General features: G+C 59.0%; 4 protein-coding genes. 2 read left to right on the forward strand and 2 right to left on the reverse strand.

Translation table 11 applies throughout. The features are described 5' to 3' along the window. Positions 1-129 precede the first annotated feature (129 nt). The gene (locus B5D61_RS11200; protein WP_078813480.1) at positions 130-1,248 is read right to left on the reverse strand and encodes a fatty acid desaturase; all 1,119 of its coding nucleotides are present in this window, start codon (positions 1,246-1,248) and stop codon (positions 130-132) included. Positions 1,249-1,754: 506 nt separating this feature from the next. Between B5D61_RS11200 and B5D61_RS11205 the strand changes: the two genes are divergently transcribed. Continuing rightward, positions 1,755-6,848: an ELWxxDGT repeat protein gene (locus B5D61_RS11205; RefSeq protein ID WP_176159364.1), complete on the forward strand. Its 5,094-nt coding sequence runs from the start codon at positions 1,755-1,757 to the stop codon at positions 6,846-6,848. An 88-nt stretch (positions 6,849-6,936) separates the two neighbouring features. After that, positions 6,937-7,410, forward strand: coding sequence for a hypothetical protein (locus B5D61_RS11210; protein WP_078813482.1), 474 nt, complete (start codon positions 6,937-6,939; stop codon positions 7,408-7,410). A gap of 279 nt (positions 7,411-7,689) precedes the next feature. On the opposite strand, the gene B5D61_RS11215 is transcribed toward B5D61_RS11210, so the two are convergent. Further along, positions 7,690-17,355: an Ig-like domain-containing protein gene (locus B5D61_RS11215; RefSeq protein WP_176159365.1), complete on the reverse strand. Its 9,666-nt coding sequence runs from the start codon at positions 17,353-17,355 to the stop codon at positions 7,690-7,692. Positions 17,356-17,396: the final 41 nt, after the last annotated feature.

Here is a 17,396-nt window from a genome sequence, read left to right on the forward strand (position 1 = left end):
GAGTGTAGCCATCTATGCATGAAATCTCCCAGAGTGACAATTCCATTGATGATTATTTCTTAATCAGAAAATAAGGTGACTCTGAGTGCTATTTGCACGGTGGTGACAAGATTTTGATTCTCTTTCACCTCACGCCGCTGCCGGAGTTGGGGTGTCATTCACGCCCAGCCGCCGATTCGCCACATGCTTCCACCAGGGGGGCAGCAGCACCATGGTGATGGTCCAGAAGTAACCCACGGGCAGCTTGGGGGCTTGGGGTTCGGTTTCTAACAAATAATACGGCTGCACGGCGATGTGGTGGTGCGAGTGATGGCCGACGCGGAAGGTGAGGTAGCTGGAGAAGTAGTGGTAGGAGTCCCAGGAGTGCTCCGGGCCGGTCTTCTCATACTCGCCATTCCGCTTCTGGCGCAGCAGACCGTAGTGCTGGATGTAGTTCACACACTCCAGCATGACATGGGCACCGACGATGTGGCCGAGGTAAAACAGCAGGCCCATGGGACCGGTGAGGAGGATCAGAGCCAGCAGCAGGGCCACCTGACCGATGGCATAGACGGTCATTTGATTGCGCAGGATGTGGGCGGGGCCACTGGCCGCCCCTTTGCTACGCAGCAGGCGGGCCTCCAGCTGCCAGGAGCGCACGGCACTGCCGGGGATGGTGCGGGCGAGATAGCTGTAGATGCTTTCATTCAGCCAGGCCGTGTTTTCATCATGCTCGGTACCGGCATGGATGTGATGGCTGCGGATGTGGATGAGCTTGTAATGGGGGTAAAACAGGAAGCTGGTGAGCACCCGTTGGATGGCTTGGTCCAGCCCATCTTTACAGTGCAGCAGCTCATGCGCGGCGGCGAAGGCGATGCTCCCTAACAAACTGCTCGTTGCGAGCATGAGGCCGATCTCCAGCGGTGTGTAGGTCTTCAGATGCCACAGGGCCCACAGCACGGTGGCCATGTAGAGCAGGGCATAGAGGCGGGTGTTCCAGCGCAGCAGCGCCACCTGAAAAGGCTGGAAGTCTTCCTTGCGGAAGTGACCGCTGTCCTGCCAGCCGGTCAGCGTATCCAGTAAGGGCACGCCCAGCAGCATGCAGGCGGGGGTGAGGGCCATCCACAGACCTCCGTAAGCGATGCCGAGGGCCGCTGGTATGAACAGGGTCAGCGGCATGAGGCAGGCCAGCACGTGGGGCCAGGCACCTGGGGTGACCGAGGGGCTCGATGCCGTCGTAGGTGCACTTGCAGTTAGGTCGGTGTTCATGACGTCTCGATTGTTTTTGGGGCCGTGCCACCCGCATCCTGCTTACGCCACCGGGGGCGCGTTTCGGAGGAGCTGCACTGCCGACACGGCCAGCAGTGGCCAGAGATGATATAGGGTCAGGTCAGGAAAAATGCAAGATAGCAGCCTGAGGGGAACACAGGATTGGCTGCATGAAAACCAAGGTTTTACGCATGCTTAGAAGTGTTTTCGGATTGCGTTGTAGGTTAGAGCTGACATGAAATATCGTTCTTCTCACGCCAGGCGCTCCTAGCGGGGTCATTTTTCGGTTTGAGGTAAGAATTTAGGGAAAGCTCTGTCACGTTTCACCATCCATAGTGTATCTAAATTTGGGCTTCACCCGCCTGAAGCCGTCACCTCATAACCGTGAGGAGGTGAATGGCCTTCAGCGGGTGAAGCCTGCTTTTTTGTATTTTTTCCGAAACAAAAAATACATTGTCATGACAAAAAACTCGCCATGGAGGGTGAGTCTCTGGCATAACGCAGAAATGAGGAAAACAACCCCTTTTCGGTTAGGTTTTTTAGTGATTTCGGTGATGGCTTTGCTGAGGCTGGCGGTGCCTGCGGCACAGCCGGAATTGGTTAAAAACATCTACGAGGGAAGTGATTATCAGGGGATCTCTCCCGGGCAGATGACGGCGGCAGGGAACCGTTTTTTCATGTGGGGCACGGACCAGGCCCACGGTCGGGAGCTCTGGGTGAGTGATGGCACGGGAAGCGGCACCCACAGGGTCAAAGACATCCGTGAGGGTAAAAACGGGCTTGAAGATGCTCTGTTGGTGGCATCCGGAAATCGCGTGTTTTTCCGTGCCAACGATGGGGAGCATGGAGATGAACTGTGGGTGAGCGATGGCACGGAGGCAGGCACGCGACTGGTGGCGGACCTGCGTTATGGCGAGAAGCCCAGCTATCCCACCCTCATTCAGCCGATGAAAAATGGCGTGATGTTCGTCGCGGATTCGGATGATCTGCGCACATCCTTGTGGTTCACCGACGGCACAAGTAAGGGCACCGTCCAGATCAAGGTGCTGGAGACAGGCCATGGCGAAGCGTCGGGGAATTATGAAGCCTTGTCTTGGATGACGGTGAAGGGTTTCTACTACTTCTTTGTGCGAGAGCCCGCAGATGGCATGCTTGGGCTTTGGGCTTCCGATGGCACAGTGTCTGGCACCAAGCGGGTGCAGGCGTTAGGCATCGCCCCTTTCACCGACGAGTGCCTGATTTTAGGGGCGGTCGGCAAAACTATCTATTTCCAAGCTCCCGATGCGGAAGGTCGGCGCTACCTGTGGAAAACCGAAGGCACAGCGGCCAGCACGATGAGGCTGAAAGAGTTGTTCTACTCGATCTCAGGCGACGTCTTGCAGACCTTCGCTGTGATCGGGAAGCAAGCTTTCATGTTGATGGAAAACGAGAACTCGGGGCAATTGGAGATCTGGACCTCAGATGGCACACCGGCGGGCACGCGGAACCTCGCTGACTTTGTCGGGATGCCAGCGCTTCAGCAAGTGTTAGGTCTCACGGCCCGTGGCTCGCATTTGGATGTCATCTATCAAGGTCCTGAGGACAGCCGTTCCTCGGTATGGAGCTATGATTCGAAAACCCACCAGGGGCAGTTTTTGTATGAGCCCGCCAGTGAGGATGAGCAGCTCAGGGACTTCGTCGTGGTGGGAGATCAGCTCATCTTCCTCCGGGAGAAAGCCGGGGCGGCACCCTCTTATCAGCTCGGTCGGCTCGGCCCTCAGGGGGGCGAGCCGCAGTGGCTTCAAGAGTTTCCTGGGGGGCTTTGGGATCTCTCGGAGGGCCGGATGTTGGCTCTGAACGGGCATGCCTATCTGGCCATGTATCCGAACGTTGATTCCTGGGCGGGGCTTTGGAAGACGGATGGGACGGAGGCTGGCACTGAGCAGATCATCCCCAATCTGGATCAGAGCCCAGCGAGTTCTTACCCCAAGAATCTGCGCACGATTGACGGCCACATCTACTTCGCCGCAACGGATGCCCAGCATGGCACTGAGCTGTGGCGCAGCGATGGCACCGGCGGCGGCACGGTTTTAGTCGCCGATGTGTGGCCCGGTGAGACTGGCTCGGCTCCGGCGGACATGGTGGAACTGAATGGCCTGATTTACTTCACCGCTGAGGACAGTGCCCATGGGCGGGAGCTGTGGTGCACCGATGGCACGGCGGAGGGAACTCGGTTGGTGAAAGACCTCATCGAAGGAACTGACAGCAGCAAGCCTGAGGAACTCATTGCCTTTGGAAATCATGTTTATTTCCGGGCGAAGCTTTCCCCCACCGAAGGGTGGGAGCTGTGGCGCAGCGATGGCACGGCGGAGGGCACCGTGGTTTATGCGACGCTCTACCCAGGCCCGACCACGGGGAGTGGGGCCAACCCTCGGGATTTCTCGATTGTGGACGGTTGGCTCTACTTCATCGCGACAAATGATTCTGCACTGAGGCGTGCCTCCGTCTTCCGCACGCAGGGGGCGGATGCTGGCATCACCCTCGCAGAGGTGGAGCCGACCGTCGAGTTAGTGGAAGGAACGACGGGTGTGACCGACATCGCCGTGCGTCCTCCGCTACCGGGCGTGCCTGCAAACACCGTGCTCCAGCCCTCTCAATCCATCATCTATTACTGCATCCATAACAGCAACAGCAGTCGCACCCTCGGCTACCTGACCGTGAACGGTGAGCCGACGGAGATCCTCACGCAGAGCATGAGGAGTCTCAACAGCTTGGCGGTCAGTGGGGTGCACGTGTTCTGGTTCAGTCCTTGGGGGGATGGCGGCATTTACATCAGCAATGGAACGCCTCAAAATACCGCGTTGCTCACGAGCTACGGCCGATATGCCGGAGCGGCGATGGATCGAGTGTTTTTCTACAACCCCAGCTCCGATGTGACCCAACTACGCTGTCTCCAGACCTCTCCGCGGTTGGTAGAGATGACGGTCTTGGAAGTGAAAGAGGGGGTGACATTCAACCCTCTGCATGCGGAGGAGAATACACTGTTTTTCTTTTGCTCCAATCTCAATGGGGCTCCCTACCTGATGCGCAGCAGCGGAACTCCGGTGAGCACTCGGCCAGTCATCGAACTGGGGAAAGCGGGGCTGGGGTGGAATGGGTTAGAATGGAGTCAAGAGCACTTCCAAGTGATGAATGAGCACCTTTACTTCGGCGGGCGAGGTGCCGAAGGGGTGGAGCTCTACGCTCTGCCTCTGCAGGCGGAGGTCGAAGTCGCCCTGAGATTGCCGGATGGAAGCTCCCAGCTTTTACCGCCAGGGCAGGCCGTGGACTTCGGTGCAGACGGCCTCGGCATCCCCCGGCAGGCGTTGCTGGAGTTTCGCAATCTGGGTTATAAGACCCTTTATGGCCTGTCCATCACTACCTCCAGCCTCACGCCGGAAGACTTTGCCATCGTTGAGCCTTACGAGGGAGTCGGTCACATTGCCCCCGGCCAGGTCGGTTTGAAGGCGATCACCTTCACGCCGAGCCGCAGGGGCCTCCGCACCGGCTCGCTGGAGATTTCTGGAGAGGGTATCGATCTCGAGCTCCAACTGAAAGGTCGGGGTCTGGGGCCAAATGATCCGCCAGTCTTCGGCGGGATAGGCAGCCTGAAATCGAGCTCAAGCTTGATTCGAGAGGGAGACTCCTCGATGATCGGTCCACCCATGTATGGAACCCCCGGTGGGAGGGTAGCTTCGGTCTGGATGAAAGACGACAAGCAGATCTCGGATGAAGAGTACATCTCCTTTTCCTCAACGCAGTTTAAGCATGCCGGCACCTACCGTTATTTTGCCGTGAATGGCGGCGGTTATACGGAGGCTCCGCCGACCTATATCGCCGTGGTGCGTGAGCTGAGTGACTATGTCCTGGGTATGCTGGGCAAGAGCGTCACTCTCACCTGTCAAGTGGCCGGTCCGGCCAGTCGGATCAGCTATCAATGGCGGCGCCATGGCAGCCCCCTCTCCAGTAGCGGCCGCATTCAAGGTGCCCAGAGCGCGAAGCTGACACTGTCAGATCTCCAGTTAGAAGATGCCGCTTCATACGACTGCGAGGTGACACTTCACACCTTGGACGGCCCGCAGACAGTCATTCATGGCGCCACCCAACTCGGCCTGGAAGACGGCCCCTATGCCCGTGCCTCAGAGTTGCACCTGGTCAGTTACCTGGGTGAGCCTGTGGAGTATTACCTGGAACTGAATGTGGAGGGGCGTATCCAAATCAAAGGCCTGCCTCCCGGCCTGACGATGAATGCCAATGGCGTCATCACGGGCAACCCCACCAAGCTCCTACCCCTGAACCCTGCCACCGGCCAGCCTCGGCCCTATGTCATCACTACCACAGTGCGGGATGCAGAGACAGGCCGTACGGGCGCGCCGAGCACCTTCACCTGGACCATCCTGCCGCCTCTCCAGGCGGGAGACTATGAGGGGAATGTGCCCCGGCAGGCAGACGGCTCTGACCCGCTCGATCGCGGTGGGCACGTCCGCTTCACCATCTCGGCGAAAAACAGCCTCTCCGGCATCCTCCGCTACCGGGGCAAGGATCACCGCTTCACCGGCACCGCCGGACCAGCCCATGAAGGCACGGCGGTCGGCATCACCATCCCACGCAAGGGGAAGAGCCCACTCACGCTCGATGTTTACTACGATCCTTTCACGCGGAACTGTGAGACCGTGCTTGCCGATGTCGAGACTGACTTCGAGGCTCTCTTCATCGCTCGTTCGCGCGCCTTTACGGACTCCGCCCCAGACCTCCGCTATGAAGGCACGCATCATATCGCGCTGAAGCGGGATGACCTCGAAGCTGACGACAATGCCCCCGCTGGTGCGGGCTTCCTGACCCTCACGATCAATCGTCAGGCCCAAGTCAAATGGGCCGGACGCCTGGCCGATGATACCCCCATCACGGGCAGTGGCATTCTCGGACGTCCCCTGAACTCCCTGGACGAAAGTGGACTGCGGATCGACCTCCATGCAGAGCCTTACAAGCAAGGCGGTGCCCTGCACGGCTTCATGGATGGCAGCCCGGATATCGCAGGGAGCTTAGTGGGCTGGACTGGCGTCACGACGTGGAACAAAACCGGCCTCAGCAAACCGGGCAAAAAACGCGCTTACGTCCAGGGCCTCCCCCTCCAGACTCTCAATGTTGACGGCAGCCAATATCTCCCACCCGTCGGGGGAAATCTCATCTTTGGCATGCAAGCGGTGGCGGAGCTTGGGGGCAATGGCGCTTTCTATCTCAGTGATCCGCAGACTCTGGAGTCTGACATCTCCAGTCACTTTCATCTTCTCGCGAACAACCGTGTGACGCTGCTGGGAGATGGCCTCTCCGCTCCCTTGGAAAACCTAACCATTGATGCCCAAAAAGGCCTGTTCTCAGGCACAGTCAAGGTGGAGGATGAAAATCCCGATAACCCGAGTCAGCCCTTCATTCGCAAAGCCAAATTCCAAGGCGTGCTGCTGAATCTCCAGCAAGAAGGCGTGGGCTTCTGCCTGCTGCCGGAATTGCCGGATGAATCGGGAGAGACGCTTAGCAACACCCCGCTCAGATCCTTCATGAGCGGCATCCATCTGCTGCGGTGAGGGCCTATGGAAAAGGAATGTCTTGGAGTAGGTGATTTGTGTTGGTCGAGGCACAGCATTTGCTCCAGGATGCCGCCCCTGCATTCTTATGAAATGGCTCTCCCTTTTGGTCTTCACCTCTCTTTTCCTGACCAGCTGCATCATCAATGATCAGAAGCCGAGGATCACCAAGATCAAACTCCCAGCCCAGTCGATCAAAAGCTTCATTTTGATCGGCGACGATGAGTATGCGCCTGACATGACGGTGGCCTGCGCTCACTACGGGTTGCAGATCCGCCCGATGGCCTTCCAATACAGCGTGGTGCAGAAGCAGAGCAGCTCACGCACGATCAAATACAATGAAGCTGGAGATCGCTATGCGCTGAAAATGACCGTTCGGCGAGAGAAGGAAGGAAAATGCGTCTTCTCAGATGGCCGCTGGGTGCTCGTCACCGTCGCCGTGGTGGATCTGGAAACGAATGAAACGCTGCTGGTGATCACCCAGGAAGGCCCGACCCGCGAATGCCCTCCCCTGACTCCAGTCTGGGACCTGCTGGCGAAGCTGATCGCGGCACAGGTTTAGAGATGTGCAGCGTGGCAGTAGGGCTGATAATGACAGGGGTCCGAGCGGAGCCTCAGATCCAAGTGAAATTTAAACGGGTAGAAGCATCGAACCAACCCTCTCCCCGCATGTGAGAGGGGACAATCCACGCAGCGAAGGGTTGGAGCACATAAAGCAATTACATCGCCTTTCTGGACATCGTAGGACATAGCGAGAGAGGAGCGTGGACACTCTGTCCGCCGTCTTCAAGTGGCGGCGTCGCCGCGAAAAGAAGGGGGCGGGCAGGAGTGCCGAAGCTCCTCAAGGCCCATCGAGCTCATTGACCACACGCACGCGGATGAAGAGGCGGGGTTGGCTTTCGGCTTCAAGCGTGTGCTGCATGAGAGCGCCGGTGCCCCGCAGTGGCTGAACTGTTTCAGAGGCGGTCCAGTGCACCAGATCGGATGAGGTCTCGACGATGTAACGGCGGCCGGGTTTGGATTCCCAGCTCAACTGCATCTCCTCCCCATCGGGGCTGAGGACGCGGGTAGGTTTGACGGTGAAGGTATCCAGGGCGGAGTGGGGGTCCGTATCGGTGAAGAACTCCATCGCATCGCTCATGCCGTCGAGATCGTGATCCGTGCTTTCCGAAGCGGCGGTGAGGGAGCCGAAGTGCTCGCGTTCCCACCAGTCCGGGAGGTCGTCATTGTCCTCATCGGCCAGGGTGTAAGTGGCATTGCGGATGGAGCTGACGTCGGAGCCCTTCACGCTGATGGCGCGCAGGGCCGTGGTTTCCCGCAGGGTCACGGTGGTGCCGGACACTATCGAAGGGCTGGCCGGATGCGGTGCGCTGCCATCCAGAGTGTAGTGGATGGCCGCAGCGGGGTCTGCTGCGGTGAGTGTGACGGCCACGGGGGCATCAAAGCTGCCCCCGGGAGGTGAGAAAGCGGGGTCAGTGGCGAAAGGATCATCGACAAAGGGGCCGATGAGGATCGTGACCTTCGCTACCGATGTGAGGCCGCCTGCATCTCTGAGGACGTAGTTGAAGGTGTCCGTGCCGCTGGTGAAGTCATGCGCTGCGATGTAGCAGAGGCTGCCCTCTGGATTGAAACTCGCGTTGCCACGAGTGGGTTTGCTGATGCCGATGATTTCAAGGGCATCCCCATCGACATCGCTATCATTCTCCAGCACGGCCAGAGGGCTGAGCACTTGCCTAGGCTCGGCTTGGAAGGAGTCATTCCGAGCTGTCGGCGCATCATTCACCGAGGTGACATGGAGCGTAGCCGTCGCGGCTTGAGAGATGGCTTTACCATCGCTGGCGGAGTATTGGAAAGTCTCCAGAGGACTGCCATGCGCATTGGCTGGGGGGCTGTAGATGACCTTGCCCTGGGCATGGGTGACTACCGTGGGTGTGGTGGTGATGGCTTGCCCCAGCGTGGTGCCGTCGGCCGTCTGATGCAGAGTGCCTGCTGCAGGCAGGGCTGTGATGGAGAGGGTGAGAGCCTCCTCATCCGGATCCACGGCCTGGAGAGTCACCGTGGCACGGGTGTCTTCAGGGGTGGAGACGCTTTGAGAAAGGGCGATGGGCGGGGCATTGTCTGGCGTGGAGCCGCTGTAGGCGGTCACGCCTGTGCTGCCAGCGATGTAGAGGGAGTTCCCCGCTAAGCTGATGAAACCACCGGCGGGGATGGTCTGGCGGAGGGCCCGGGTTTTCAGGTCAAAGACATACGTCTTCGAAGACGACGCGGCGATGACGGAATCCACCGTGACAATGGGCTGAGTGGTGAGGCCGGTATCACTGCCGGGCAGGGGATAGGTTCCCAGGAAGCGACCGGTGCCGAGATCATAGGCGTGCACAGCTTTCGCCTCGGAGATGACAAACACGGCCTGGTGGGCCACAGCGGGCGTGCCCGTGTATTTACCCGAGACCTTCCAAGCGGTTGCCTGAGTGGAGAGATTCACACTGATGAGCTGCTGGGTGGTGCCGAGCGTGGCGTCGCTGTAGTTAAGCACCATGAAGGCATGTCCCTCCGCACAGGCGGTGGTGCGGCCCATGGCGGATGTGCCGGAGCTGGAGGGGTAAGTGAGTGCCCAGAGGCTGGCGCCGGTCGTCTTGTGATGGCTGCTGAAGGTCCCCGTCACGAAGGAGTAGAGGCCGCCGTTATAGAGCGTCGGCGTCCATCCAGAAACCTGGGCCAAGCTTTGGAAGAAAAGCTGGCTGCCCGTGTGGCTGAAGCCATACATACCGCCATAGTAGCCGCCATTGATGAAGACACCGGTCTCATCGGCCGCAGGGGCCAGATAACTTTCCCATTGGGCCTGGAAAGGTGCGGTCCAAACCACTTGCCCAGTTGTATCTTGAATACGATGCAGGCGGCTGCTGCTGTGGTTGCCTTGCTGGATATAGATGCCGTTGTTAAACCAGGTGGGCGGGTTGAGCGTGGTGCCCGAGGTCACACCATAGTTCCAGAGTTGCCCCCCGGTGACAGTGTCGAGGGCGATGACGGAGGTTCCGGTCGTGCAGTAAACGCGGCGATTGGCCACGGCGACGGGGTGAGAGTTCACGACACTCGTGTTCGTCCACTTGAGGGTCAGCGGGCTGCTGCTGGCCAAGGACACCGGTTGATAACCGGTATGGTCCGGCCCTGCACCGAAGGTGGGCCATTGACGCCCCAGGGTGCTGCTGAGGGTAATGACGACATCTGCGCAGGCGAGGCCGCCTGCGGCATCCTGGATGGTGTAGTTAAAGGTCTCGATGCCGGTCAGGAATTCTGGCGCAGGGGTGTAGGTGAGGGAGCCGTCGCTATTCTGCACCACACTGCCAGCGGCGGGCTGGGTGAAGCTGACGACCACCAGCGCATCGCCATCGGGATCACGGTCATTGTATTCGGGGCGGAAACGGGTCAAAAGGTTTCCAGGGACCAGAGCAAGCCGGTCTGGAACGGCCACGGGCAGATCATTGACAGGGGTGACGTCAAGGGTCACGGAAGTGACGGCGGAAGACGAGACGACGTCATGCGCGGTGAAGCTGAAGGAACCGACGCCGATGCCTGACACATCCAATGGGGCCTGATAAATGACGGTCCCCGTGGAGCTGAGCACCTGCGCTGGAACGGTGGTGATGGCGGCCCCTTTGGTGACGCCGTCGGTGGTTTGATACAGGGTGCCTTGGGCGGGCAGGCTGCGGACGACATAACTGAGAGTCTCACCATCGCCATCGGTGCCTTCCAGTTTGATCGGTATCTGGGCTTCTTCCAAGATGCTGGCATGAGAGGGGAGCGCCACAGGCACCTTGTTGTTAGGCGTGCTGCGGCCGTAAACACGCAGTTTTTTATCGGAGCAGGCGAGGTACAGAAGGTCATCGGTGATGGAGACTTGGCTGCTGAAGTTCAGCGTCTGCACCACGGACTTGGTCGCCAGGTTGAAGATGTAGGTCTTCGTGTTGGAGCTGACGAATAACAAATCATTGGTCACGACGATGACACCTTGCAGGGAGGTCTCTGACCCGGCGGTGAAATCGCTTAACCAACGACCGGTGACACTGTTGTAAGCCTTCACCTTGCCTCCGGCGCAGGCATAGACGATGCCGTTGGCGGTGGCGGGTGTGCCGTTGAACCCTGCCTGCACCCGCCAAGCGATACCTGCGGGGGCAAGCGTGGCACAGATCAGTTCATTGCCCCCTTCGGTGTTATTCACGACATAGGCGCGGTCATCATCCATGCACACGAGGCGGTCCATGCTCCAGCCACTCCAGTCCCAGCCAAAGTCGAGGGTCCATTCGGCGACTCCGGTTTCGGGATGATGCTGGATGAGGCGCCCCTCGACAAAGGAATAGACCCGCCCCTTCCAGATGGATGGCGTCCATTCGTCATATTGAGCGAGGTCGAAGAAAAACTTCTGGATCCCTGTGAGGTGATTGAAGCCATAGATGCCGCCGTAGTTACCGCCATTGATATACACACCGAGGTCGCTCACCGCAGGAGAGTAGTAGCCATCCCATTGAGCACCGTGGGGGGAGTTCCATTTCACACTGCCATCACCGGCATTCAGAGCCCAGAGCTGGGTATCGGTGTTATGATTGCCCCGCTGGAGGTAAACCACGCCTTTGTGATAGCTGGGAGGATGGAGTGAGCCCGAGGGAAGAAGCTTGCGCCAGATCTCACCGCCTGTGCTGGCATCCAGAGCCACGGTATGCAGATAGCCGCCTTGGCTGCCGTTCTGGGCCACAAAGACTTTGCCTTCCGCGACCACGACGGGATTGATCGTATTGGCAAAGGTGTATTCCCAGCGCTGCACCCAAGGTGCCGTACCGAGTGAGCCGGGATAGCGCCCGCTGTGCGCAGCATCATTGCCAAACTGCGTCCACTCGCGCCCGTAGGTGGCACTGATATGCACTTGCACAGTGGCTGTGGAGGTGAGGGAAGCCGCATCCCGCAGGGTGTATTGGAAGGTGTCCGTACCTTCGGTGAAATTCGACAGCGGCACATACCTTAAGCTGCCATCACCATTCTGCGTCACCGTGCCATGGGGCGGCTGGGTAAAGGAGACGATCTGAAGCGCTTCACCATCCACATCGATGTCATTGCTGGTGGGCTGGAAATCTAAAAACTGGCCTGCACGAAGATAAGCCACATCATCCACGGCCAGAGGGGCATCATTGACATTGGTGATGTTCAACGTGGCTGTGGCCTCTGCGGAAGCGATGTAGCCGTCATGAACCTTGTATTTGAAAGTGGCGTAGGCGCTCCCAAAGCCTTCGGGCTCAGGGCGATAAATCACCTTGCGAGAGGTGTTTTTCAAAATCGTGGGTACGAAGGTGATGGCCGCGCCGGTCTGCACGCCATCGGAGGTTTGATACAGCGTGCCCTTGGCAGGTAGAGTGGTGATGATGCCGAGCAGTGGATCGCCATTGGCATCGGTGCCGGGCAGGGTCAGCGTGACGCCTTGATCTTCCAGGCTGGTGACGGTGAGGTTGCTGGTAGTGGGGGCGGTATTGCCACTGACGGGCACTCCAAAGCAGCGCAGGATGCCATCCGTCCCTGCCAGAAGCAGTTGGCCGTTGCTCAAGCTCGGGATGCCACCGGCGTTGAGGCTTTGGATCTTCGTCCCGGTGCTGAGCTGATGAATGGCCGTCGTCGTGCTTGAAGAGGCGATCAGCACGTCTTGCGTGATGATGGGCTGATAAAGACCGCTGGTACCGATTCCGGTCGTGTAGGTCTGAAGCAGCGCCCCGGTGGTGATGTCATAGGCTTTGACGTTGCCACTGCCATCGAAGGCATAAACGCGCCCGCCCAGGAGAGAGGGAGTGCCGATGAACCCCGTCTGCACCCGCCAGCGCACGGACTGGGTGGTCAGATTGATGCACACCAACTCGTCTGGGCCTGCACGATTGTTCACCACGAAGGCATTGTTCGTGGCTGCATCCAGCGCCATCGTGCGATTCATGGAATAACCATCCCAATCCCAGGTCAGATCCAGTGTCCATTCGATGACGCCGGTCAGCGAAGCATGCTGACGGAATTGACCCTTCACAAAGGAATAAACTTTGTCCCCGAGAACGCCTGGGGTCCACTGATCGAATTGATCGAGATTGCTGTTGAAAAATCTTTGCCCCCCAGAGGTGCGGTCATAGCCATACATGCCCCCATAGCTGCCGCCATTGACGTAAACAGTGCTGTCCGTCACCGTCGGAGGCAGATACTCTTCCCACTGCGCTGAAAAAGGGCTGGACCAACGAGTGCTGCCATCGGCCGTATTCAGTGCCCAGACTTTGGCATTGTCGACTGAGATGCCTTTGCCCACCTGAACATACACGGCACCTTCGTGATAGGATGGGCCGGTGATGGAGAAGGCCTGCGTATCCCAGACTTTTTTCCAGATCAGGGTGCCTGTCGTCAGATCCACCGCTGAGAGCTGGGTTTCATTGAAATAAATGTTCGGCGTGGCGAAGACCTTGCCTGCGCCGATGGAAACTTGATTGAGCGGTTGGGGCGAGATTTTTAGATTCCAGGCCTCCGTCAGCGTCTGTCCATTCAGGGAGCCCGCATAGTAGCCAGTGTGGGCCGCATTGCCCCCCATCATGGGCCAGGTGCCACCGGCGAGCAGGCCGACGGAGACATTGACCGTGGCGCTGGCCGTGCCACCGGCACCATCGCTGATGGTGTAGCTGAAGCTGTCCTCACCGGAGGTGAAGTTGGCATTGGGGGTGAAGGCCAGAGTGCCGTCTCCATTGTTAGTCACGGCACCTCTCAGAGGTTGTGTGAAGGAGGTGATGGTGAGGGATTGCCCATCGGCATCGAAGTCATTGCTGAGGACGGTGATCGGCGTGATCACGGCTCCCGGCAGACCGGATACATAGTCATTGAAGGCCACCGGGATGTCATTCACGGAGCGCACGTTCAGCGTCACCGTCGCTGGGGTGGATTGCGAGCGCTTATCCTTCATCACAAACTGGAAGCTGGCATAAGGAGTGCCATTGCCATTCGGCGCGGGCTCATAAATCACCTTCTTATCAGCCTGGGTGATGACGGTGGGCACGGTGGTGATGCTGGTGCTGCGGTTGACACCATCCGTGGTGAGATACAGGGTGCCCTGGGCAGGCAGGGTCTGGATCTGGGCGGTGAGGGCGTGGTTCTCCGCATCACTGCCGGTGAGGGTGATCACCACTTGATTATCTTCGTCAAATGTGACCGTCTGCGCATTGGCTACAGGAGGCGTGTTGGGGAGCGCCTGCACGGTCATGGTGGCAGGCACGCTGACGGTGGGGTTGGCGGGATCATTGGAACTGAGATCCACCTGCCCGAGGTAACTACCTGCCAGGAGGTTCGTGGCATCGAAGGTCACGGTGACATCCGTGGAGGCCCCCGGAGCGAGAGTGCCGTTCAGCGGAGACGGCTTGAGCCAATCCAAGGTCTTATCCAACACGCGGATGTCATCCCACCAGGCCTCGGAACCGGTGCTGAAGTTGTAAAGCCACATCTGCGACAGCTCATCGGCATAACTGGCATTGCGGAAAGGAATGTCGGCCTTCACCAGGGTGCCATCCACGTAGTAGTCGAAGTTTTTCGCCGTCCAGTCCAGGTTTCGAAACTCGATGTGATACCAGACATTGGCCTGATAGCTGTAGCTCTCATCGCCGCCGGAGGAGCCGTTAACGGAAAAATTCCCTGTGCCTCGGGCATAGAACCAGATCACGTCCATGCCGTAGGTGTTATCCGTGAAGACGACGTAGCTGTCATGCGTGGTGGTGGAGCCGGAGCGCACCCAGAAGGAGATGCTCTGGGGTTTGCTGCCGCTGACAAAGTCTCGGTGGATGCCGTTGTAGTGGGAGGTGGTCCCATCATATCGATAGTGGAAGCTTTTGCTCCCTGAGGCGGCGGTGGTGGTGACCACCTCGCGGGTGCCGGTGCCGGAGTCCTGCGTCCAGTTACTGAAGGAGCCGCTTTCAAAACCATCCAGAAAGGGCAGGCCAGTGGAGCCCGCAGCGATGTTTGTCAGACGGCTAAACTCATGTGGATGCGTCTCAGCGGCTTCATCGGACGAACTCAAGACTGGTGGTGGCATGAGGATGGCCTGGGCTGGCTGTAGAGAAGCGCCGTTTTCTCGGGGTGTCGAATTGAGCGTGTAGGTCAGGGGGGTGTCGCCTTCATTGGTGATGCGCAGGGTCTTTGTGGCTACAGCGTCTTCATACTGCGTGGAAGCGAGTGTGGTGGGGGTGACTTGGATCTTTGAACGGCCTAACGAAAAGTTGAAATTGGATCGATCTGGCGGCAGCGTCACGGATGTCGTCGCCGATGGATTGTAACCTGCCGCTGTGGCGCGAAACTCATAGGTGCCATCGGTGAGTTTGAGCTGGTAGCGGCCATCGGCCCCGGCAGTTACGCTGCCGGAAGAGGTGCCTGTGTAAGTGAGGGTGGCTGAACCGATGCCTGCTCCACCGGTGAGAGCGGTCACGCGTCCGCTGACGGTGCTGGTCGTCTGCACGGTGAGCTGGGCCTGGCTGGTCCAGCTTTGGTTATTGGCATCCGTGGAGGTGATCACCACGCTGAAGGTGTGTGGGGTGACCGTATCTGGAGCGATGCGGATGATGAAGGGCGAGTTGCCTGTGGAGACGGTGCTATCCACCGCCACATCCCCCCAGTTCCGGGTGCCGGCCAGCACGCTGACTTTATTGCCGGTGGAGGCTACGGTCACATGGCTCGTTAGGCCTTGGGCGAGCTTGCCGCCTGCGTTCTTCATGCTGACGCTGAGGGCGATGTCTTCACCCGGATTCAGGATACCGTCATTGTTTCCCGTAGAGCCCTGCTGCCCGCTGTCGGAGGGCTGGAGGCTGGTGAGGGAGATGTAGGGCTCGGTCGCGATGATGAGCGCGCGGGCCAGGTTCATTCGGCCATTCACCGCCACCTTGCCCGTCATGCCCGCCACGCTATCTACATTGTTTAATACGGCGCTTTTGACATCCTGCCAGGAGAGGCCTGGTCGGGCGGCTTTGATCAAGGCACAAGCCCCCGCCACATGTGGGCAGGCCATGGAGGTGCCATTGAGGCTGCGATAGCTATTTCCCGGGGAGGTGGAGTAGATGCTGACCCCCGGTGCCGCCAGATCCACAGTGATGGCCCCGTAATTGGTGAAGCTGGCCAGCCCATCGGAGTGATCACTGGCGGCCACGGAGATGATGTTCAGGGAGTCATAGGCGGCCGGGTAAGAGGGACTGGTGTCTGTGTTGCGTGAGTCATTGCCTGCGGCTGCCACGAAGAGTTGGCCTGCTACACCGGCGGCATCGATGGCGTCCTTCAGTGTCTGCGAGTAGCCGCCTCCGCCCCAGCTATTGGAGGTCATCGTCACTTGATTCGCCGTGGCATAGAGCACGGCTTCAATGGCGTCTGAGGTGGTGCCGCCGCCGCTGCTGGAGAGAAACTTCAGTGCCATCAGCTTCACCGTATGGCAGACGCCGACTACCCCGATGCCGTTCCCCCCCACAGCCCCGATGGTGCCCGCGCAGTGGGTGCCGTGGTAGTGGTCGTCCATCGGGTCTTTGTCATTGGAGACGAAATCCCAGCCATAGACATCGTCGATGTAGCCGTTGGCATCATCATCCACGCCGTTGTTGGGGATCTCATCGGTGTTCGTCCACATGTTGGCCGCTAGGTCGGGGTGCGTGTAGTCGATGCCGGTATCCACGACCCCCACGACCACGTTGGCGCTGCCCCGAGACAGCTCCCAGGCCTCGGGGGCATCGATGTCCGCATCTCCCACGCCACCTGTTTGCCCGGTGTTATTCAGGCCCCAGAGAGAGCTATACGAGGGGTCATTCGGCGTCAGTGAGGCAAAGACCACGTAATCCGGCTCCACGATTTTCATCGGTGCGCCTTGGAGGCGATAGTCTCGCAGCTTCAGCTCAAAGGCATCCAAGCCTGCACTGCCGATCTCCACCAAGTAGGTCTGGGAATTCGGAATGTGCCGCCGCACCTTGCCACTGAGGCTAACTAAAAGTTCATCCAGTGACTCACGTGTCACACCTTCTTTCAGCGTCACCAGGAAATGATCCGCGACCATGATCTGCTGATCTTGCAGGGTTTCTTCACCCGTGGCGGGGTCCTTTACCCACTGCTCCTCGATGCGCAGCAGCGGATACTTGAAATCCGCCTCCACCACACGTTTGCGCATGTAGCGTCCCTTTTCATCAGGCCTTGTCGCCCTCTCCTCCACCCGGCGTGCGTTTTGAAGGAAGGCTTCTTTTTCCGAGCGTGAGGGGAGGTCGAGATCCGTGGACGCCTTTGGAGCCTCAGTGATCACGTTCACAGGCTCGGGTGTCTGCTGACGTGGGCCATCGACCGCGGGTGCTTCGGTCTTAGCCAACGGTAGCGATGGATGGGCCGCTACCACGGCATCACTAACTGGCGTTGCCTGCTGCCATGCCCTATAGGCAAACCATCCTGCAAGTAGGATCAGTGTGAGAAAAAGCAAGGACCTCAGGGCGCGGCGCATAATGGCCCGGAGGTTAGGTGATTGACTGATTAATGACAATC

Origin of the sequence: Prosthecobacter debontii, from assembly GCF_900167535.1 — a bacterium.
Taxonomy (GTDB): domain Bacteria; phylum Verrucomicrobiota; class Verrucomicrobiia; order Verrucomicrobiales; family Verrucomicrobiaceae; genus Prosthecobacter; species Prosthecobacter debontii.